This window comes from Tateyamaria algicola, assembly GCF_047715485.1.
Taxonomy (GTDB): Bacteria; Pseudomonadota; Alphaproteobacteria; order Rhodobacterales; family Rhodobacteraceae; genus Tateyamaria.
This window is the reverse complement of record NZ_CP180422.1, coordinates 122,471-143,343: the sequence shown is the minus strand read 5'-3', so window position 1 is coordinate 143,343 and position 20,873 is coordinate 122,471. Positions and strand designations below refer to the sequence as shown.

At 63.6% G+C, this 20,873-nt stretch carries 19 protein-coding genes; 9 read left to right on the top strand and 10 right to left on the bottom strand.

From position 1 onward, the window contains the following. Positions 1-10: 10 nt before the first annotated feature. From ACMHLQ_RS02930 to ACMHLQ_RS02910, 5 genes are all read right to left on the bottom strand, one after another. Positions 11-1,390, bottom strand: a complete 1,380-nt coding sequence (locus ACMHLQ_RS02930) for a pyruvate dehydrogenase complex E1 component subunit beta (protein ID WP_415403268.1) — start codon at positions 1,388-1,390, stop codon at positions 11-13. Between the two features lie 17 nt (positions 1,391-1,407). Next, positions 1,408-2,397: a pyruvate dehydrogenase (acetyl-transferring) E1 component subunit alpha gene (gene pdhA, locus ACMHLQ_RS02925; protein WP_415403267.1), complete on the bottom strand. Its 990-nt coding sequence runs from the start codon at positions 2,395-2,397 to the stop codon at positions 1,408-1,410. A gap of 129 nt (positions 2,398-2,526) precedes the next feature. Then, positions 2,527-2,826, bottom strand: a complete 300-nt coding sequence (locus tag ACMHLQ_RS02920; RefSeq protein ID WP_415403266.1) for an FtsB family cell division protein — start codon at positions 2,824-2,826, stop codon at positions 2,527-2,529. Between the two features lie 90 nt (positions 2,827-2,916). Beyond that, on the bottom strand, positions 2,917-3,690 hold the full coding sequence (locus ACMHLQ_RS02915) for an SDR family NAD(P)-dependent oxidoreductase (RefSeq protein WP_415403265.1): 774 nt from the start codon (positions 3,688-3,690) through the stop codon (positions 2,917-2,919). A 74-nt stretch (positions 3,691-3,764) separates the two neighbouring features. Then, the gene (locus ACMHLQ_RS02910; protein ID WP_415403264.1) at positions 3,765-4,955 is read right to left on the bottom strand and encodes a phosphoglycerate kinase; all 1,191 of its coding nucleotides are present in this window, start codon (positions 4,953-4,955) and stop codon (positions 3,765-3,767) included. Between the two features lie 127 nt (positions 4,956-5,082). Here ACMHLQ_RS02910 and ACMHLQ_RS02905 point away from each other — a divergent pair, with 127 nt between their 5' ends. Then, on the top strand, positions 5,083-5,592 hold the full coding sequence (locus ACMHLQ_RS02905; RefSeq protein WP_415403263.1) for a peptidylprolyl isomerase: 510 nt from the start codon (positions 5,083-5,085) through the stop codon (positions 5,590-5,592). Continuing rightward, complete coding sequence (locus tag ACMHLQ_RS02900) at positions 5,582-6,142, top strand: peptidylprolyl isomerase (protein ID WP_415403262.1); 561 nt, start codon at positions 5,582-5,584, stop codon at positions 6,140-6,142. Before ACMHLQ_RS02905 ends, ACMHLQ_RS02900 begins: the two co-directional genes overlap by 11 nt. A 116-nt stretch (positions 6,143-6,258) precedes the next feature. On the opposite strand, the gene ACMHLQ_RS02895 is transcribed toward ACMHLQ_RS02900, so the two are convergent. The 5 genes from ACMHLQ_RS02895 to ACMHLQ_RS02875 form a co-directional block, all read right to left on the bottom strand. After that, positions 6,259-7,710 carry an MFS transporter gene (locus ACMHLQ_RS02895; protein WP_415403261.1) on the bottom strand — a complete coding sequence of 484 codons (1,452 nt, stop codon included), beginning with the start codon at positions 7,708-7,710 and terminating at the stop codon, positions 6,259-6,261. Positions 7,711-7,740: 30 nt separating this feature from the next. Beyond that, positions 7,741-8,250, bottom strand: a complete 510-nt coding sequence (locus ACMHLQ_RS02890; protein ID WP_415403260.1) for a bactofilin family protein — start codon at positions 8,248-8,250, stop codon at positions 7,741-7,743. Then, entirely contained in the window at positions 8,240-9,571 is a 1,332-nt protein-coding gene (locus tag ACMHLQ_RS02885) for a DUF5930 domain-containing protein (protein ID WP_415403259.1), read from the bottom strand. The genes ACMHLQ_RS02890 and ACMHLQ_RS02885 overlap by 11 nt, the downstream gene beginning before the upstream one ends. A gap of 176 nt (positions 9,572-9,747) precedes the next feature. Continuing rightward, positions 9,748-10,557 (bottom strand): ferritin-like domain-containing protein, encoded by an 810-nt coding sequence (locus ACMHLQ_RS02880; protein ID WP_415403258.1) that lies wholly within the window; start codon positions 10,555-10,557, stop codon positions 9,748-9,750. Then, complete coding sequence (locus ACMHLQ_RS02875; protein ID WP_415403257.1) at positions 10,557-11,018, bottom strand: peroxiredoxin; 462 nt, start codon at positions 11,016-11,018, stop codon at positions 10,557-10,559. Before ACMHLQ_RS02875 ends, ACMHLQ_RS02880 begins: the two co-directional genes overlap by 1 nt. Before the next feature lie 193 nt (positions 11,019-11,211). Between ACMHLQ_RS02875 and ACMHLQ_RS02870 the strand changes: the two genes are divergently transcribed. The 7 genes from ACMHLQ_RS02870 (at position 11,212) to ACMHLQ_RS02840 (ending at position 20,861) form a co-directional block, all read left to right on the top strand. Beyond that, entirely contained in the window at positions 11,212-14,499 is a 3,288-nt protein-coding gene (locus ACMHLQ_RS02870) for a DUF3971 domain-containing protein (protein WP_415403256.1), read from the top strand. A 21-nt stretch (positions 14,500-14,520) separates the two neighbouring features. Beyond that, the gene (gene queA, locus ACMHLQ_RS02865) at positions 14,521-15,594 is read left to right on the top strand and encodes a tRNA preQ1(34) S-adenosylmethionine ribosyltransferase-isomerase QueA (protein ID WP_415403255.1); all 1,074 of its coding nucleotides are present in this window, start codon (positions 14,521-14,523) and stop codon (positions 15,592-15,594) included. Between the two features lie 75 nt (positions 15,595-15,669). After that, entirely contained in the window at positions 15,670-16,938 is a 1,269-nt protein-coding gene (locus tag ACMHLQ_RS02860; RefSeq protein ID WP_415403254.1) for an MFS transporter, read from the top strand. 89 nt (positions 16,939-17,027) lie between these two features. Then, a complete protein-coding gene (locus ACMHLQ_RS02855; protein WP_415403253.1) occupies positions 17,028-17,606 on the top strand; it encodes a DUF924 family protein in 579 nt (192 codons plus the stop codon). A gap of 144 nt (positions 17,607-17,750) precedes the next feature. Next, on the top strand, positions 17,751-19,148 hold the full coding sequence (gene lpdA, locus ACMHLQ_RS02850) for a dihydrolipoyl dehydrogenase (protein ID WP_415403252.1): 1,398 nt from the start codon (positions 17,751-17,753) through the stop codon (positions 19,146-19,148). Between the two features lie 79 nt (positions 19,149-19,227). Further along, positions 19,228-19,629: a hypothetical protein gene (locus ACMHLQ_RS02845; protein ID WP_415403251.1), complete on the top strand. Its 402-nt coding sequence runs from the start codon at positions 19,228-19,230 to the stop codon at positions 19,627-19,629. Positions 19,630-19,706: 77 nt separating this feature from the next. Further along, a complete protein-coding gene (locus ACMHLQ_RS02840) occupies positions 19,707-20,861 on the top strand; it encodes an MFS transporter (protein ID WP_415403250.1) in 1,155 nt (384 codons plus the stop codon). Positions 20,862-20,873 lie beyond the last annotated feature (12 nt).

Sequence of the window (20,873 nt, the reverse complement as noted above, 5' to 3'; positions counted from 1 at the left end):
CTGCGGCTCCTTAGCGGTAGGTGACTTGTTTGATGGCTGCGACCACTTCGTCGGTCGTCAGCAGCGCGTGCTTTTCAAGGTTGGCGGCATAGGGCATCGGCACATCCTTGCCCGTGCAATTGATGACCGGGGCGTCGAGATAATCGAACGCTTCCTGCATGATGACCGAGCTGACGTAGTTGCCGACCGAGCCTTGGGGCCAGCCCTCTTCCACGGTCACGCAGCGGTTGGTCTTCATCACCGATTGCAGCACGGTGGCCGTGTCCATCGGGCGCAGGGTGCGCAGGTCGATCACCTCGGCGCTGATCCCGTCCTCGGCCAGCTTGTCCGCCGCCTCCAGCGCGTATTGCATGCCGATGCCGAAGGACACGATGGTCACATCCGACCCTTCGCGCCAGATACGGGCCTTGCCGAAGGGCACGGTGAAATCGTCCAGATCAGGCACATCGAACGTGCGGCCATAGACGATCTCGTTCTCGAGGAAGATCACCGGGTTCGGATCGCGGATCGCGGTCTTCATCAACCCCTTATAGTCAGAGGCCGCATAGGGCATCACCACCTTCAAACCCGGAATCTGCATGTACCACGCAGCATAGTCCTGGCTGTGCTGGGCGCCCACGCGGGCGGCGGCACCATTGGGGCCACGGAACACCATGGGTGCCCCCATCTGACCGCCTGACATATAGAGCGTCTTGGCGGCAGAGTTGATGATGTGGTCAATCGCCTGCATGGCGAAGTTGAAGGTCATGAACTCGACAATCGGGCGCAATCCGCCAAAGGCAGCACCGACACCGATCCCGGCAAAGCCATGTTCGGTGATGGGCGTGTCGATCACGCGCTTCGGGCCGAACTCGTCCAGCATGCCCTGGGAAATCTTGTAGGCGCCCTGGTATTCGGCCACTTCCTCACCCATCAGGAACACGCTGTCGTCGCGGCGCATCTCTTCGGCCATGCCGTCGCGCAACGCTTCGCGCACGGTCTGGGATTTCATGGCCGTGCCCTCGGGCCAGTCTGGCGTCAGGTCGGCCTGCGGGGCGGCAGGTGCGGCTGCAGCGGGTGCACTGGCGGCCGGTGCGGGCGCAGCCTCGGCCGCAGGGGCAGGGGCAGGGGCAGGGGCCGCGGATGCGGACACATCGCCCACCTCTTCACCCTCTTCCACAAGGATCGCGATAGGCGTGTTCACCTTCACGCCCTCGGTGCCCTCGGCGATCAGGATCTTGCCGACAATACCTTCGTCAACGGCTTCGAACTCCATCGTCGCCTTGTCGGTTTCGATCTCGGCCATGATGTCACCGGACGATACCGTATCGCCTTCCTTGACCAGCCACTTGGCCAATGTGCCTTCTTCCATGGTCGGAGAGAGGGCGGGCATAAGAATTTCAGTTGCCATAATCTGTCTCTCCCCGATTACGCGTAAATGTCTGTCCACAGTTCGTCCAAGGCCGGTTCAGGGCTTTCCTTGGCGAACTCGGCAGAGGCATTCACGATTTCCTTGATCTCTTTGTCGATGGCCTTCAGGTCATCTTCGGTGGCGTGCTTGCCGGTCAGCAGCATGGAACGGACCGCCTCGATCGGGTCACGCTCATCGCGCATCTTCTGCACCTCCTCGCGGGTCCGGTACTTGGCCGGGTCCGACATCGAGTGGCCGCGATAGCGGTAGGTCTTGATTTCCAGAATATAGGGGCCCTTGCCCGCGCGGCAGTGGGCAACCGCCTTTTCACCGGCGGCTTTTACGGCCAGCACGTCCATGCCGTCCACTTCCTCACCCGGAATACCGTAGGCCGCCCCACGCTCCCAATAGCTGGGTGATTTGGTCGAACGCTTGGTGGACGTGCCCATCGCGTACTGGTTGTTCTCGATCACGAAGACGACGGGCAAGTCCCAAAGCTCGGCCATGTTGTAGGCCTCGTAAACCTGGCCCTGGTTCGCCGCACCGTCCCCGAAATAGGTAAACGTCACGCGGTCATTGCCCTTGTACATGTCGGAAAAGGCGAGGCCCGCACCCAGCGGCACCTGTGCTGCCACAATGCCGTGGCCGCCATAGAAATGCTTCTCTTTCGAGAACATGTGCATAGAGCCGCCCTTGCCCTTGGAATAGCCGCCCTCGCGGCCCGTCAATTCGGCCATCACGCCGTTGGGGTCCATACCACAGGCCAGCATGTGGCCGTGATCGCGATAGGATGTGATGCGCTTGTCGCCCTCATCCGCCGCAGCCTCCAGCCCGACAACGACAGCTTCCTGCCCGATATAGAGGTGGCAAAAGCCGCCAATCAGGCCCATGCCATACAACTGGCCCGCCTTTTCCTCAAAACGGCGGATCAAAAGCATGTCTTTGTAATAGGCTTTCAACTCCTCCGCTGACACGTTCGGTTTTGCTGTGGCTTTGCGCGCGGCCATATGGGGCGTCCTCCTCCAGGCAGAAATAGTTTAGCGTTAAACTATTCTCTACAGGATTCGCGCCCGTCAAGCGAGTGTCAATCTGCCGCAAGGGAAAGCGACAGCCAAATATCTGAAAAATAACGGGGTTTAGCGGATCACGATCTCGTCGCTGCGCAACATGCCCAGAATGCTGCGGGCCTGTTCGTCCAGCAGGTCCAGATCCAGATAGTCATCCGACAACCGCTTGGTCAGGTTTTCCATCTCGACCACATCCGCCTGAACAGCAGCCAGCTGGATCGCCAGCTGGTGCGCCTCTGCGTCGATCTCTGCGCGGCGGAACAGGCCAAAATCCCCCTGCACGGCGGCAAAGGTGAAATAGATGGCCAGGGCAAAGGCCACGGCGAAAAAGATGAATGTGCCCAATGCGGGTCGTGCGGTGCGGGTCATGTCGATCTGCCTCAAATCCACCTCTGTCGGGCGGCTGCAGACAGTATGGCACAGGTGATTCGTCCTGTGAATCCCCTTTGATTCAAATGTTTAGTGTTTTGCCATTATTTGCGCGGCAATCCGCGTGGTCAGTCCACGGGGCGAGATGCGGGGCAGAAAGGCGAGAACCTTGTTCAAGGCACCGGGCACAACGATCCGTTTGCCGATCCGCGCCTGTAGCCAGCCCAGCTCGGCCACCTCCGCCGCTTTCATCGGTTTGGACAGTTTCAGCAGGCGCACGCCATGCATGTCCGCATCGTCAAAAAAGTTCGTGGCCGTTGCCCCGGGGCACAGCGCGGTGACGGTGACGTTCGTGCCACGCAGTTCCTCGGCCACCGCTTCGGACAGCGACAGCACATAGGCTTTGGTGGCGTGGTAGACGGCCATGTGCGGCCCCGGCGAAAACCCGGCCACCGACGACACGTTCAGGATGCGCCCTTTGGGCAGGCCCTGCATATGCGGGATCGCCAGCTTCATCAGACGGGTCAGGGCCAGCATGTTGACGTTGATCGAGCTTAATTCGCGCGCCCAGCCCTGTCCCTCGACAAAGGGGCCGTTATAGCCAAGCCCGGCATTGTTGACGAGCACGTCAATCTCGCGCCCGGCGCTGGCTTCGGACCACAGCCGGTCGACCTCTGCCATCTCGGACAGGTCGGCAGGGATAACAACGACCTCGACGCCTGTGGCGCGCACCTCTTCGGCAACCTTGTCCAGCTTGTCCTTTGAGCGTGCGGCGAGGATCAGGTTGCGCCCTTCCTTGGCCGCGATCCGGGCAAACTCCACGCCCAGCCCTTCGGATGCGCCGGTGACCAGTGTCCACGCCATGTCGGTTTCCCCCGTGATGTCCGTTAACCGCACTCACTATGGCGGCGCGGCGGGCACATCCAAAGGGAAAAATCTCAACCCTGCGTGAGCGCGGCGACACCGGGCAATTCCTTGCCTTCCATCCATTCCAGAAACGCGCCGCCCGCAGTGGAGATATAGGTAAACTCTTCGGCCACACCCGCCTGGTTCAGTGCGGCCACCGTGTCACCACCGCCCGCAACGGTAATCAAATCTCCAGATGTTGTCAGGGCCGCCGCCGCCTTGGCCGCGGCAACGGTGGCTGTGTCGAAGGGCGCGATTTCAAAGGCGCCCAAAGGGCCGTTCCAGATCAATGTCTTGAGCGTTCCGAAGGCCTCTGCAATCGCGGCGGCCGAGGCATCGCCCGCATCCAGCACCATCTGGTCCGCCCCCAGCCTGGTCTCGCCCGACAGCGCGATCACCTCATGCGTGGCACCTGCCGCAAACTCGCGCGCGACGCGCCCATCGGTGGGCAGGATCACGGTGCAACCCGCTGTCTCTGCGGCCGCCAGAATGTCGCGCGCGGTGTCGTGCAGATCCGCCTCTTGCAGAGATGCGCCCATATCCGCGCCCTGTGCCGCGAGGAACGTGTTGGCCATGCCCCCGCCGATCACCAGCACGTCGATTTTCTTCACGAGGTTCTCCAGCAGGTCCAGCTTGGTCGACACTTTCGCACCGCCCACCACAGCCCCAACGGGGCGCTTGGGATTGGACAGTGCCGCCTCCAGCGCCTGCAACTCGGCCTGCATCAACCGCCCCGCGCAAGAGGGCAGGAGGTGCGCAACACCCGTGGTCGAGGCATGCGCACGGTGCGCGGCCGAAAACGCGTCATTGCAATAGACGTCGCCCAGCGTGGCCAGGAACTGCGCCATCTGCGGATCGTTCGCCTCTTCCATCGGGGAAAAGCGGGTGTTCTCGACCAGGATCACCGCATCGCCGGGTTGCGCGTCGATCCAGTCCCGGCTGGGACGTTCGACAAAGGTGACGGGGCAGCCAAAGGCGTCTTCGAGGGCAGGCACCAGCGGTTGCAACGACATGTCCGGGTTTGGCTGCCCTTTGGGGCGACCGAAATGGGCCAGCAGGACAGGGCTGCCCCCCTTGGCGCGGATGTCGGCAACGGTGGGTGCGATCCGCGCAATCCGCGTGGCATCGGTGACCTGCCCGTCTTCCATCGGCACGTTGATGTCGACGCGCGTCAAAACCCGCTTGCCCTGCAAATCCATGTCGTCCAGCGTTTTCCAGCCCATTGCGTGCTCCTTGAGGTCGATGTTTGGGCCATGCATCGCGGCAATTTCGGTTCCGGTCAATGCGCGACTTGTCCCGACCCGCTGCTCGGCATAGGTAGTTGCCCAACGGAAATGAAGAGAGGCGCACATGGCCGAGATCAAAGACCCCGAAAACACGATCCTGATGGAACTCAAGGGCGGCACCGTCACCATCGAACTGTTGCCCGACGTGGCGCCCAAACATGTCGAGCGGATGAAAGAGCTGGCGCGCGCGGGCGAGTATGACAACGTGGCCTTCCACCGGGTCATCGACGGCTTCATGGCGCAGACCGGCGACGTGCAGCACGGCGACATGGAAGACGGGTTCAACATCCGCATGGCGGGCACCGGCGGGTCGGACAAGCCTGATCTGCCTGCCGAGTTTTCCAAGGTGCCCCACGCGCGCGGATCGCTGGGCGCGGCCCGCTCGGCCAACCCCAACAGCGCCAACAGCCAGTTCTTCATCAACTTCGGCGACAATGATTTCCTGAACGGTCAGTACACCGTGTACGGCCAGGTCACCTCGGGCATGGAACATGTCGACGCCATCACGCGCGGCGAGCCGCCTGCCGAGCCTGACCGCATGATCAGCGTCAAGGTGGCTGCCGATGTGGCGTAACCTCACAGCCGCCCTGGCGCTTGGCGTCGTGGCAAGCCCGGTCCTTGCGAACGGGATCGAGATCACCGTTGCGGGCGAGGCCAATGGCGTGATCGCCATCGACCTTCTGGAGGACGTCGCCCCCCAGCACGCCGCGCGCATCACTGCGCTGGCCGAAAGCGGGCAGTATGACGGTGTGGCCTTTCACCGCGTGATCGACGGGTTCATGGCCCAGACGGGCGACGTGCAGTTCGGCGACACCACCGATGACTATGACGCACGCCGTGCGGGTACCGGTGGGTCGGCGCAGGGTGATCTGCCAGCCGAGTTCTCCGACACACCTTACGTGCGCGGTGTCGTGGGCATGGCCCGCTCGCAATCGCCAAACAGTGCCAACAGCCAGTTCTTCATCACCTTTGGCGATGCGCAGTTTCTGAACGGGCAGTACACGGTCGTTGGCACCGTGACCTCGGGTCTTGAGGTGCTGGATCAGATCAAGCGCGGGCACCCCCGGTCGGGGGCGATCACGGGTGCGCCTGACGTGATGACCAAGGTTGTCGTGACCGAGTGAAAAATCTGTCCCCGCGGGGACAAAACTGGGAAAAGCGCGTCGTTGGATGCGCTTTTTCTGTTTTTTGATAATGGGTTGTGGGGCGATATTGAACCAATCCACCCGTTACTGAAGTGTTAATTTTCGACCGGTTTCACGTGGGTCAGCCAGCCCAGGGCGGCGCTGAGCAGGGACAGGCCCGTGGCGAGCCAGGCGAGGCCGACAAAGGCGGTTGTCATGGCCTCTGCATGGCCCGCGCTGTCGCTGATCACACCGAAACTGGCCGTGCCGCCCGCACCGGCATAAAGCGCGGCGACAAGCCCACCGACCATCGCGATGGAGATCAAACTGGCCAGTCGGGTGATCGCGTTGTTGATGCCCGAGGCCGTGCCGGATTGGCGGTCATCCACCGCGCCCATGATCGAGGTGGAGAGCGGAGCCACCACCGCTGACATGCCAAAGCCCACCAGACACATTGCGGGCAGGATATGGCCCCAGAAATTCTGTTGATGCGCCAGCAAGGCCATCGCGGCATAGCCGGTTGCGACGATCAGTGACCCGATGACCAAAAGGGGTGCAGGCCCAAAGCGATCCGCCAAGCGGCCCGCGCGGGCGGACATGACCGAGATGAAGATCGACATCGGCGCAAAGGCTGCCGAGGCTTCGATCTCGCTAAGGCCCCAACCGGCAATGAACGTCATGGGCATGAAAAAGAACATGATCGAGAGCCCGGCATAGAGCGTGAAGGTGAGCCCGTTGGCCGCCGAGAACGTGCGCGAGGCAAAGAGGGAGAGGGGGATCATCGGGTGGCTGCTGCGCGCCTCGATGACCAGGAAGAGGACCAGCATGAGCGCGCCGCCCACCAGCCAAAGGGGTGCGCCGAGCCCTTCCTGCAAGGCCGTCAGACCCCAGGCCAGGGCCAGCAGGGCGAGCGTCACACTCAGCGCGCCGGGCAGGTCGATGCGGGTGGCATCGTTGCGCACATCGTCGCCCACACGGCTGAGCAATAGATAGAGCGCAAGCGCGCCCAGCGGCAGGTTGATGGCGAAGATCCAGCGCCATGTGTCAGGCCCGCCAAAGGTGAGGGCGAGGCCACCGATGATCGGCCCCGTTGCTGTGGTCAGCGCAGAGGCGGCGGCCCAGATGCCGATGGCGCGCCCCCGGCTTTCGCGGGGATAGGCGCGCGCGATGATGGCGAGCGAGCCGGGGACCATGATCGCCGCGCCCACCCCCTGCACGGCGCGCGCAATGATCATGAACAGCGGGCCGGGGGCGATGGCGCAAAAGAGCGATGCGACCACGAACAGCCCGATGCCAAATCCCAGAACGCGCGCGAGGCCAAACCTGTCGCCCATCGCGCCGCCCACGAGGATCAGCGCGGACAGGGTGAGCATATAGGCGTTGTGGATCCACTGGGCCTGGATCAGATCGGCCCCGAGGCTGTCGCGCATGGCGGGCAGGGCGATGGCAACGACATGGCCGTCAATCAGGCCGATAGAGGTGGCAAGGACAGCTGCGGCAAGGATGAAGAGGCGGTTGCGTTCGGCACAAAAGCCTGCACGAAAAACGGGCGCTGCAGGTGACTGCAACGCCCGTGAATGAGGATCGGCCAAGCTGCCTTACTCGGGTTTTGGTGCCGGAGCCGGTTGCTGCTGCGCGCGCCCGGGCTTGCCGCCGCTGGCATTCAGCGGATCGTCCTGACGCTGCACGGAGCCTTCGAAATGGGCGCCGCTTTCGATCGCGATGGTCTTGTGGATGATGTCGCCCTCGACCCGTGCGGTCGATGTCAGGCGCACCTTGAGGCCGCGTACACGGCCCACGATGCGGCCATTGATCACGACGTCATCCGCGACGACTTCGCCTTTGATCGTGGCGCTTTCGCCGATGGTCAGCAGGTGGGCGCGAATGTCGCCTTCGACCGTGCCTTCGACCTGGATGTCGCCGGTTGTCTTCATGTTGCCCGTCACGTGCAGGTCAGCCGACAGAATCGAGGCGGGTGGCTTGGCCTTGGGGGCGCTGGCCTTGAACTCGCTCTGCTTGGGCGCTGCGGGGGCTGGGGCGGCCGGTGTTGCGGGCTTGGCCTGCTCCGCATTGGGGCCGGGTTCGTTGATTTTGCTCTTAGAAAACATCGTTTGCTGCCTTGATATAGATCATGGGGTTCACGGCCTTGCCGCCGACTCGGACTTCGTAGTGCAGATGCACGCCCGTCACCCGTCCAGATGCTCCCATATCACCGATCCGATCCCCGCGCGAGACCCTTTGGCCAACTTTCACACGAAGTTTCGACAGATGCGCATAGCGCGTCTCGATGCCGAATTCGTGCTGGATCTTGACGAGGCGGCCATAGCCCGACTGCCAGCCCGCATGTGTGACCACGCCGTCAGCCGTGGCGTAGAGCGGCGTGCCGAGGCCCGCGGCAAAGTCGACGCCGTTGTGCATGCGCCGCCCGCCCGTCTTGGGGTCGCGCCGGAAGCCAAAGGAAGAGGTGAAGCGGAACGAGTTCTTGACCGGGGTCGCGAAGGGCGCCTTTTGCGCGGCGATCCGGTAGAGGTTGAGCTGGTCCATCTGGTTGAGCAGGCGGTTGGCGCGCAGCGCATCCGCGCTGGGTTCTTCGCCCCGGGTCGAGAAGGACAGCGGTGTGAGCGGGCCACCCTGGCCGGAATAGCCGCGCCGCACCTGTTCGATGATGCGGTCCGTGGGCATGCCGGCGGCGCGGAACATCTTGTCGAGGGGAGAGACCGAGACGGTCATCGCTTCTTCCAGCTGGCGGAAGATCTGGTCGTTTTGTTCTTTCATGATCGCGATTTCGGCGGCCATTTCGTCGGCGGCCAACAGCGCATCCTGTGCGTCCTGCACGACCTGGTCCCGTTCGGCGGCCGTCTTGGCCAGCGCCTCGGCCACGAAATCCATCGGGGCGCCTGCGCCTGCGGATGCCAGCGCTGCGCCTGCGCCACCGGTTTCGACCTTTTCCTGAAGCGCGGCGAGTTGGGCGCGCGCGGCCTCGCGGGCCTTCATCGTGCCGCGCAGGGTGGCTTGGATCACCTCGATGCCGGTTTCCAGTTCGCGGCGGCGCGTTTCGGAGGAGAGCAGTTCGGACTGCATGACGGAGATCTGGGTGAGGGCGGCGTTGAACCGCTCTTGCGCGGCAAGCGCCTCTTCGGCGCGGGCGTCGCGTTGGCCGGACAGATCGTTGAGCCGCGCCTGGTAGGTACGCTGATCCCGTTTGGCCTGTTCGCGGAAGTTCCCGGCGCCGATGCTGTCCATCAGCAGGATGGCCGTGGCGACGATGGCCCAGGCCACGAGGAACGAGCTGCCCGCAAACGCCATGAGCTGCGTGCCCGGTCGCAAACGGATGAACCGAGTGTCGTTATCTGATTTCAGGAATACCCGGCGTTCCGGAAAGTATTTTTCCAGTAAACCGTGCCATTTGATGCCGAGGCGTGTTCGCACTGCGTCTCGTCCCTTGTCCCATCCCACTTGCGGCACTCACATCCCCCAACACGGTGCCTTGGGGAGCGTGCATAAGGGGGCAGTCCCGTGGCGGCAAGCCTCATTGGTTGATCTGTCAAAAACCGGTGCGGAAATGTGTCATATTGGCGGAAAACCGCGCATGAAATCCATACGGATCAGTCTGCTACTGCGAGAGGCCAATAGAAATCAGGGGGTAAGCCCGCTTCGGCCCTTTTCTCTTCGTTGAAGGGTGGTTTGAGCGGGCTGTGGAAGTAGCGCTGCACCAACCCGTGAAAGGCCTCTTTCGGGTCCATGTCGTGGCGCCCGCACAGGAAGTGGAACCATTTGGACCCATAGGCCACATGCGCGACCTCTTCGGCGTAGATCGTTTCGAGCGCGGCCACCGCCTGATCGGCCTTGGCCTTGGCAAAGACCGCAATCATCCCGGGCGTCACGTCGAGCCCGCGCGCCTCGAGCACCATGGGCACGACGGCGAGCCGGCCCATGAAATCCGTCGCCGTATCTTCGGCGGCACGCCACATGCCCGCATGGGCAGGCAGAGCGCCATAGAAGCTGCCCATTGCTTCAAGGCAGTCGCACATCAGATTGAAATGTTTGGATTCTTCATCCGCTGCCTTGACCCAGTCGTCATAGAACCCCATCGGTATCTTCACATCCGTGAAGCGCGCGATGATGTCCCAGTGCAGATCGACCGCGTTCAATTCGATATGGGCGACCGCATGCAAAAGGGCGATGCGACCCTCGGGGCTGCCGGGACGGCGGCGGGGCACGTCGCGCGGGCTGAGCAGTTCGGGCGCTGCGGGGCGTGCGGGGTGCAGGGGCGGCGTGGCATGGCCGATCTCGGGCGTCTCGCCACGGCCACGCGCCGCCTGCCACTGCGCGGCAAGCCGCCGCGACAGGGCCGTCTTTTCCCGGCCATCGGCGGTGCGCAACACCGCCTCGGCCATCTGGGCGAGGGGCTGCATCACAGGGCCTGGACAGCCGCAAGCACCGCCTCGGCATGGCCGGGCACCTTGACCTTGGGCCAGACCATCGCCACGTCGCCCTTGGCGTCGATCAGGTAGGTCGTGCGTTCGATCCCCATATACTTTTTCCCGTACATGTTCTTTTCCTTCCACACCCCGTAATCCTCGCAGACCGAGCCGTGTTCATCCGACAGAAGCGGGACGGCAAGATCGCGCTTGGTCGCGAACTTGGCATGGCTTGCCACGCTGTCCTTGGATATGCCGAGGACCTTGGCGCCTGCCGCCTCGAAGGCAGAGAGATGTTCGGAAAAGGCGATGGATTCCTTGGTGCAGCCGGGTGTGTCGTCGCGGGGATAGAAGTAAAGGACAACAGGCCCGCCCTTGAGGGCAGACAGGGTCACATCGGTGCCGTCCCCTTGGGGCAGCGTGAAATCCGGGGCAGGGGTCGCAATATCAAGCACGGGCAAGCCTTTTCACAGTTGGGAAAGTTGTGACTGGCATGATAGGGCTGCACGGACAAGAATAAAGAGATGAGCAGCGCAGAACCGACAACCCCAGAGCGCCCGGTGCGGCGCAAGAGCCTGTGGCGCCGCCTTGGGCTGGGCAGTCTTTTGATGTCGCTTTTGACGGCGCTGCTGGTGGGCGCGGCCATCTATGTGCTGGTTGGGCGGCCCGTGTCGGCCCCCCTGGCTGCGCGACCGGATCGAACAGCGCGCGAACGAGGCGATCAACGAGGGCCAGTTGCAATTCGACGCCTTCGACTTTGTGGTCGAGGACGGCATTGCCCCGCAGTTGCGCATGACCAATGTACGCCTGGTCAACGAGGAAGGGGCCGAGATCGTCGCCTTTGGCGAGTTGCGCGCGGGCATGTCGCTGGGGGCCTTGCTGCGCGGTCAGGTGCACCCCTCTGCTATCAGCATCAGCGGCATCTTTGCCAAGTTGCAGCGCCTGAAGGACGGATCGGTCGTGCTGTCGGGCGGTGTGGATATCGCCTCTCCGTCCCAGCGGGCGGCCACGCTGGCCGAACTGGTGGAGGGCATCGACGATCTGCTGACCGAACCCGCCCTGTCGGCCTTGGACGAGGCGGATATTCGTGCCCTGACATTGCGGATCGAGGATTTACGCTCGGGGCGGGCCTGGACGGTCGATGGGGGCCGCATGCGCCTGACGCGGGCGGGCGAGGATGTGCGCATCACCTCGGACCTTGCGCTGTTGAGCGGTGGCCAGGGCGTCGCAACGCTGGAGGCCAATTACGAGAGCCGGATCGGGGAGTCTGCTGCGTCATTCGGGGCCACGGTCGAGGATGTGGATGCGGGGGACATTGCGGCGATTGCCACGCCTTTTGCCTGGCTGGACGTGCTGCGCGCGCCCATTTCCGGGGCGGTGCGCGGGGGGATTGAGGCCGACGGCACCTTTGCCCCCCTCAGTGCCACGCTGACCATTGATGCCGGTGTGATCCAGCCCACTGATGCGACGCGGCCCGTGCCCTTCACCTCGGCACGCAGCTATTTCGACTACGATCCGGTCGACCGGGTGCTGGAGTTCAGCGAGTTGTCGGTCGACAGCGCCTGGATCACCGCCCAGATCGAGGGGCAGACGGTTCTGGGAATTGATGACACCGGCGCGCTGGAGGACATCGTCGGGCAGTTTCGCGCCAGCACCCTGTCGGCCAACCCGGACAACCTCTACCCCGCGCCGGTGCAGTTTGACGGCGCCGAGATGGATTTCCGGCTGACCCTGGATCCGTTCCGTCTGGATGTGGGGCAGGCCCTGTTCGAGGATCGCGGCCAGGTGCTGGTCGCGCGCGGCATGCTCGAAGCGGCGCCGGAGGGGTGGAGTTACAGTCTGGATGGGCAGATGGACGGGCTGACCCCCGAACGCCTGCTGGCCCTGTGGCCCGAGAACGGTATTCCCAAGACCCGCACCTGGCTGGTGGAAAACCTGCTGGGGGGCACGTTGCATGATCTGGATGTGGTGTTGCGCGACGGGCCGATGACCCCGCCGACCGCCTATGTCAGCTTTGCCTATGAAGACGCGCATGTGCGCTATGCCAAGACTTTGCCGCCCGTTCAGAAGGCACGTGGCAGTGCCAGCCTGCTCGACAACCGCTTTGTGGTGTCGGTGGACAGTGGGCAGGTGACGGCCCCGCAGGGGGGCAATATCGATGTGGGCGGGTCATCGTTCATCATTCCGGATGTTGCCGCCCGCGATGGCGCGCCTGCGGTCGTGCGCCTTGAGGCGCGGGGTACGGTCACCGCGGCCCTGTCCCTGCTGGATCAACCCCCCTTGAGCATCATGGAAAAGGCCGACCTTGCCCCGACGCTGGCTGATGGCAAGTTGCAGGTGGCCGGCACGCTGGCCTTGCCGCTTAAGCGCGGGCTGAAGACAAGCGACCTTGTGTTCAACGCCTCGGGCACGGCGCGCGATGTGGTCAGTACGGATTTGATCGAGGGGCGGCGCCTGGCGGCACAGACTTTGCGCGTGGTGGCGGACAATACGGGCGTGTCGGTGTCCGGGCCGGGCACCCTGGATGGGGTGCCGTTTGATGCTGCGTGGACGCAGCCGATCTCGAGCACGCCGCAACCGGGGCAGGTGACGGGCACGCTGGAGTTGTCCGAGCGCACGATTGATGCGTTTCGCATCGGTCTGCCTGCGGGTCTGGTGACGGGCAAGGGCAGCGGGGACATCGTGGTGGACCTGCCCGTGGGCGGTAGTGATCCGGCCTTTTCCCTGGCCACCAACCTGCGTGGCATCACGCTGAATTCGCCGCCCCTGGGCTGGCGCAAACCGGCAGGAACGGCGGGGCGTCTGGCGCTGTCGGGCAGCCTTGGGCAGACGCCGCGCGTCGATCAGCTCAGCCTTGATACGCCGGGACTGCGCGCCGAGGGGTCCGTCACGCTGACCGCAGAAGGCGGGTTGGAGCGGGCCCGGTTCGAGCGGGTGGAGGTGGGCCTGTGGCTGCGCGCGCCTGTCGATCTGGTGGGCCGTGGCCGCAATGCGGCCCCCGCCGTCGAGGTGCGGGGCGGCACGCTGGATCTGCGCGAGGCCGATTTTGGCGGATCGGGGGCGGGCACGGGTGGCCAGCAGGGCGGCGGGCCGCTGACCCTGGCGCTGGACCGGTTGCAGATCACCGACACGATCAGCCTCACGGGCCTGCGGGGGCAGTTCAACATGGCCCGCGGTCTGGACGGTGCCTTTACCGCGCAGGTGAATGGCGGCACGGCGATCCGGGGGCAGGTGTTGCCGCAGAACGGGCGCAGCGCGATCCGCATCACCTCGGCCGATGCCGGAGGGGTTGCGGCGGCGGCCGGTATCCTCAAGCAGGCGCGCGGCGGGGCCTTGTCCCTGACCCTGCTGCCTGTGGGGGCCGCCAGTTTCGATGGTACGCTCAACATCAAGGAAACGCGCATCCGCGACGCGCCCGCCATTGCCGCCCTGCTGAACGCGGCCAGCATCGTGGGCCTGCTGGAGCAGATGGGCGGCAGCGGTATCCACTTTCAGGAAGTCGATGCCGCGTTCCGCCTGACGCCCTCGACCATGGCGCTGACCTCGGCCAGTGCGGTGGGCCCGTCCATGGGGCTGTCGATGGACGGCACGTATGACGTGACGCGGTCGGTGCTGGACATGCAGGGCGTGATCTCGCCTCTGTTCCTGCTGAACGGCATCGGCAGCATCTTTACCCGCAAGGGCGAGGGGCTGATCGGCTTCAATTATCGGCTGCGTGGCCCGGCGCAGGACCCGCGTGTGCAGATCAACCCGCTATCGGCCCTGACACCGGGCATGTTCCGCGAGATTTTCCGCGCACCCGCCCCGAGCCTACCGGATGTCGAGGGCCAGACCGCGACCCCCGCGCAGCCCGAGGCCTTTACTCCGACCGAGCAGCAGGAAACGCCGGAGCAGCGCCGGCTGCGCGAGCGGCGGGAAATGCTTGATCAGCGCTAGCGCTGCCGCTAGGTGGCGCGCATGAAACTGACCGATTTCGACTTTGATCTGCCCGAGGCGCTGATTGCCACCCGGCCTGCCGTGCCCCGGTCGTCTGCGCGGCTGCTGGTGGCTGAACGGGACAGCCTGCACGACGGCGTCGTGACCGATCTGGTCGATTGGCTGCGCCCGGGTGATTTGCTGGTGCTGAACGACACGCGCGTCATTCCGGCCCGCCTGTTCGGCACCCGCCAGCGCCGCAGCGCCCAAGGCGACACGACCGCCCGCATCGAGGTCACCCTGCTGGAGCCGCGCGCGGATGGCGCGTGGTCGGCGCTGATCAAACCGCTCAAGAAGGTGAAGATGGGCGAGGTCATCCGCTTTTCCGATGCGCTGTCGGCGACGCTGGTGGGCACGGATGCGGGGCAGGGGCATCTGATGTTCAACCTGCGGGGCGAGGATTTCGATGCGGCCCTGGCCGAGGCGGGGGCGATGCCCTTGCCCCCCTATATCGCGGCCAAACGCGCGGCGGACGAGCGGGACAAGACAGATTACCAGACGATCTGGGCACGCAATGCCGGGGCCGTTGCCGCGCCCACCGCATCGCTGCATTTCGACGATGCGCTGATGGCTGCATTGCGCGCGCGCGGTGTCGAGATGACCTATGTCACGCTGCATGTGGGCGCGGGCACCTTCCTGCCCGTCAAGGTCGATGATGTGACCACGCACAAGATGCATGCTGAATGGGGGCAGGTCAGTGCCGAGGCGGCTCGCGACATCGCCGCCGCCAAGGCGCGGGGGGCGCGGGTCATTCCGGTGGGCACGACGGCCCTGCGCCTGATCGAGACGATGGCGCGCGATGGCGGCATCGCCCCGTGGGAGGGGGACACCGACATTTTCATTTACCCCGGTTTCACCTTTCGCGTGACAGATGGGCTGATGACCAATTTTCACCTGCCACGCTCGACCCTGATGATGCTGGTGTCGGCCCTCATGGGGCAAGAGACGATCCGGCGCATTTATGCCCATGCCGTCGCCCAGCAATACCGTTTCTTTTCCTATGGCGATGCGTCGCTGTTGCTGCCAGCGGGTGAGCAGACAAAATCGACATCCTGAGGTCGTTTCCACCGCCGACAGGCCCCCTGATTCCATGTCACGGCTGGGGCACACAACGCGCAGGAGTAGACGGCCATGTTGCAAGTATTGACCAGCGCGTGGGCCCTGTTGCTGGGCATGTTCCTGTTGATGGTCGGCAACGGCATGCAAGGCACGCTGCTGGGGGTCAGGGGCGAGATCGAGGGGTTTTCGACCCTCGAGATGTCGATCGTGATGTCGGCCTATTTCGCGGGCTTCCTTGGGGGCAGCCGCATGGCGCCGGGCATGATCCGACGCGTTGGCCATGTGCGGGTGTTTGCGGCGCTTGCCTCGCTGATCTCGGCGGTGATGATCCTGTACCCGACCTTTGCCGACCCCTGGGTCTGGACAGCGGGCCGCGTGCTGATCGGGTTCTGCTTTTCGGCCGTGTATGTGACGGCGGAAAGCTGGCTGAACGATGCGGCGGACAATTCCAATCGCGGGCAGGCGCTGTCGCTGTATATGATCGTGCAGACGCTGGGCATCGTGGCCAGCCAGGCGCTGTTGTTGACAGCGGACCCGTCGGGATTTGTGCTGTTCGTCATTCCATCAGTGCTGGTGTCGATTGCGATCACGCCGATCCTTTTGTCGATCAGCCCCACGCCCGCCTTTGAAACGACCAAGCCAATGACGCTGCGCGAGTTGACGCGCGTGTCGCCGCTGGGTGCCTTTGGCATGTTCGTGCTGGGCGGCGTGTTTTCGGCGCAGTTCGGCATGGCGTCGGTTTATGGTGCGCAGGCGGGTCTGAGCGTGGCACAGATTTCGACCTTTGTGGCCACGTTCTTTGTCGGCGCGGTTGTGCTGCAATATCCCATCGGATGGTTATCGGACCGGTTGGACCGCCGCCTGTTGATTGTGGGCGTGTCGGCGGTTGGTGTTGCGGGATCCTTCCTTGGCATGGTGCTGGGTGGCAATTTTGTGCTGCTGTTGACCTCGGCCTTTGTGGTGGGGGGCATGTCCAACCCGCTTTATTCCCTGTTGATCGCGCACACGAACGATTTTCTGGATCACGACGACATGGCTGCGGCCTCTGGCGGGTTGATATTTCTGAACGGATTGGGCGCGGTGTTTGGCCCGCTGATCGTGGGCGCGCTGATGGAGAATGTGGGCCCCGGTGGCTTCTATCTGTTCACTGCCATCCTGTTTGTCGTGCTGGTGATCTATGCCGGGTACCGGATGACGCAGCGGCCTGCGATTCCTGTCGATGAAACAGGGTCTTATGTTGTGATGTCCCAGGCCGCGACAACACCTGTCGCGATGGAGATCGCGCAGGAATATGCCATTGAAAGCGATCTGGAAGGCGAAGAGGACACATCGGCCGCTTAATGTGTCGGAGCTGTCGTATTTCGTGATTGGGAGCCGCCAGGAACATGTGTAACGATGAGGTACGGGGCATGGGAGCGGGAGTGAACGCCATGGTGAGTCCGGACGAGGTATTGAAGTTTTGGTTAGACGAGTGTGGTCCGGAGGAATGGTTTTCGACCGACCCCGCGCTTGACCAGACCATACGGGAGCGTTTTGGCGCGACCTGGAAGGCCGCAACAGAGGGGCGGTTTTCGCTCTGGCTGACTTACCCCAACGGGGCGCTTGCCTATATCATCCTGACCGACCAGTTCCCGCGCAACATGTTCCGCGATGATGCGACCGCCTTTGCCACAGACCGCGCGGCCTTGGCTGCAGCCAAGTCTGCCATTGCCAAAGGGTGGGATTTGCGGGTCGACCCGCCGGCGCGCCAGTTCTTTTACATGCCGCTCGAGCATTCGGAGAACCTGTGTGATCAGGATCGCGCCGTGCGCCTGATCTGCGAGCGGATGGAGGACGAGACCTTCCTGTTGCACGCGCGCGCCCATCGCGAGGTGATCCGCCAGTTTGGCCGTTTTCCGCATCGCAACGCCTGCCTGGGTCGCAAGACCACGGGGGCCGAGCAGGCGCATCTGGACGCGGGCGGTTACGGCGCAGTCGTGCGCAGCATGCAGGCGAACGCGGCGGCCTGATCCGATTTCCATTGCTTTGAACGCGGCGGCGCAGGGCCTTCCCCTGCGTCAGGCGATTTGTCGCGCCAGTGTTTCGTTGAGGTTGGGGCAGAAATAGTTTAACGGTAAACTAAATCTGGGACAGCGTTTGGCGAGGACATTGATATGGCGGCGAAATCCTTTGATGTGGTGGTGATCGGCTCGGGCCCCGGCGGCTATGTGGCAGCGATCCGTGCGGCCCAGCTGGGCCTGAGCACCTGCGTGGTCGAGCGCGAGCATCTGGGCGGCATCTGCCTCAACTGGGGTTGCATCCCGACCAAGGCGATGTTGCGCAGTTCCGAAGTGTTCCACCTGATGCACCGCGCCAAGGAATTTGGCCTGAAGGCGGATGGTATCGGTTATGATCTGCCCGCCGTTGTGGACCGGTCCCGCAAGATCGCGGGCCAGCTGTCGGGCGGCGTGCAGCACCTGCTGAAAAAGAACAAGGTGACCGTAATCATGGGCGAGGGCACGATCCCGTCCAAGGGCAAGGTCAGCGTCAAGACCGACAAGGGCACCGAAGAGATCGCGGCCAAGTCCATCATCCTGGCCACCGGCGCGCGGGCCCGCGAATTGCCGGGGCTGGAGGCGGATGGCGACCTGGTCTGGACCTACAAGGCGGCCCTGACGCCCACGCGGATGCCGAAAAAGCTTCTGGTCATCGGATCGGGTGCCATCGGCATCGAATTTGCGAGCTTTTACAACACTCTGGGCGCCGACACGACCGTGGTCGAGGTCATGGACCGCGTGCTGCCCGTCGAGGATGAAGAGATCAGCACATTTGCCAAGAAGAGCTTTGAAAAGCAGGGCATGACCATCATGCAAAAGGCGATGGTCAAGCAGCTTGATCGCGCCAAAGGCAAGGTCACGGCCCATATCGAAGTGGGCGGCAAGGTTGAAAAGCACGAGTTTGACACGGTGATTTCCGCCGTTGGCATCGTGGGCAATGTCGAGGGGCTGAACCTTGAAAAGCTGGGCGTGAAGGTCGACCGGACCCACGTGGTGACGGATGAATACTGCCGCACGGGTGTCGAAGGCATCTATGCCATCGGTGACATCGCGGGCGCCCCTTGGCTGGCGCACAAGGCATCCCATGAGGGCGTCATGGTGGCCGAATTGATCGCGGGCAAAAATGACGTGCACCCGATCAAGCCGAACTCGATCGCGGGCTGCACCTATTGCCACCCGCAGGTGGCCAGCGTCGGTCTGTCCGAGGCCAAGGCCAAGGAAGCGGGCTATGACATCAAGGTGGGCAGGTTCCCGTTCATCGGCAACGGCAAGGCCATCGCCCTGGGTGAACCCGAGGGCCTGATCAAGACCGTGTTCGACGCCAAGACGGGCGAGTTGCTGGGCGCGCATATGATCGGGGCCGAAGTGACCGAGCTGATCCAGGGCTATGTCGTGGGGCAGGCGCTGGAGACGACGGAAGAAGACCTGATGCACACCGTTTTCCCGCACCCGACGCTGTCGGAAATGATGCACGAGTCGGTGCTCGACGCCTACGACCGCGTCATTCACATGTAAGCGTCCACGTTTTTTGTGGTTCTCAAAGCCCGATGGTTGCTACGATGCGACCATCGGTTTTTTTGTCTTGGTTTTGAGAATGGGTGGCTTTTTGAGGAACGTGATTATTGGGCTCTGCACCCTGTTTTGGAATGTTGTACCGGCGACTGCGGAAAACGTATTTGTCGAGTACTTTTCGACTTTGAGCGATGTCGATTTGGTCAATTCTTCGGGCGTGCCGCTGGGAGATACATGCGCCATTTTGCAACAGGATCGGGCCAATGTGCACCGGTTTGGCCGAGCGCACCAAGGCGACGGAGTTGATCCGGTGTTCGGGAATCGGACGATGCGCGCCCGGCTGGGTGATCTGTGCCGCGCATCCGGTGGCTTTCCCTTTGTGACCGATACGATTGCGCGCTACGGCGGCATCTATGTCTGGGTGATTGTGTATCAGGACGCAGGGCAATTGACGCGTATGGTCGTTCGCAACGGCGCTGGCTGACCAAGGCGCGACAGCCTAGCCGATGGCGCACAGAACATGGCCTTGCAAGCGGGTGCGTTGCAGCGTAGCGCAAGGGCATGGCTGATCGCACCTCATTCCCTCTTGTTCTGGTTCTTTGGGGCGCGGGCCTGGGGGCGGCCGGGCAATATGCGAAGATCAGCGTGATTTTCGACCAATTGCCCGCCGTCTATCCCGAAGCGGGGGCGGCGCTGGGGTTCATCGTCTCGCTTGTCGGCTTTGTCGGCATTGTGCTGGGGGTGGTTGCGGGCCTTGTCGTGGCGCGCATCCGCTATCGTCGCGCGATGCTGTGGGCGCTGTGGGCCGGTGCGCTGCTGTCGCTGTTCCAGTCCACGCTGCCCAGCCTGCCGTGGATGTTGCTGAGCCGGGGGATCGAGGGGCTGTCGCACCTCGCCATGGTGGTTGCGGCCCCCACGCTGATCGCGCAATTGAGTGCAGAGCGGCACCGCGGCTTGACCCTGACCTTGTGGAGCACATTTTTCAGCGTTGCCTTTACCCTGCTTGTGGCCCTGGGCCTGCCGCTGGTCGATGCCTATGGCCTGCCTGCGCTGTTCATGGCCCACGCCATCTGGCTGGTGGCATTCGCGGTGATCCTGACCATGTTCCTGCGCCCGTTGGAGGTGCCTGCCGAGGGGCGCCTGTCGCTGTCCGGCATTCTGCATGACCACGTGGCCATATACCGCTCGCCCCGCATTGCGGCGCCGGGGGCAGGGTGGCTGTTTTACACCTTCTGTTTTCTCGCGATCCTGACGGTTCTGCCGCCCTATATCGCGCCGGAATGGCGAACCTGGGTGATGGGGGCGATGCCGCTGACGTCGATTGCGGTGTCGATGACGCTGGGGGTTGTCGCCCTGCGGGTCATCAGCGCGGTGCAATTGGTACAGGCCGGTTTCATGCTGTGCATCGCCTCGCTGCTGTGGCTGTGGGTTGCGCCGGGGCTGCCGCTGGCCTGCCTTGCGCTGGCCGGGGCACTGGGGCTGGTGCAGGGGGCGAGCTTTGCCGCCGTACCGCAGTTGAACGACAGCGCCGCGCATCAGGCGCAGGCCTATGGGGGCATCGCCCAGACCGGCAATCTGGGCAACACGCTGGGCACGCCCGTCCTGCTCGCCATCCTTGGGGTTGCAGGCTTTCCGGGCCTTGTGTGGACCTGCATCGCCGTCTTTGCTGCCGGGTTTGGCATCCATGCGTGGATGTCGATCCGGCGGGCCAACTGACACATTGCGGCA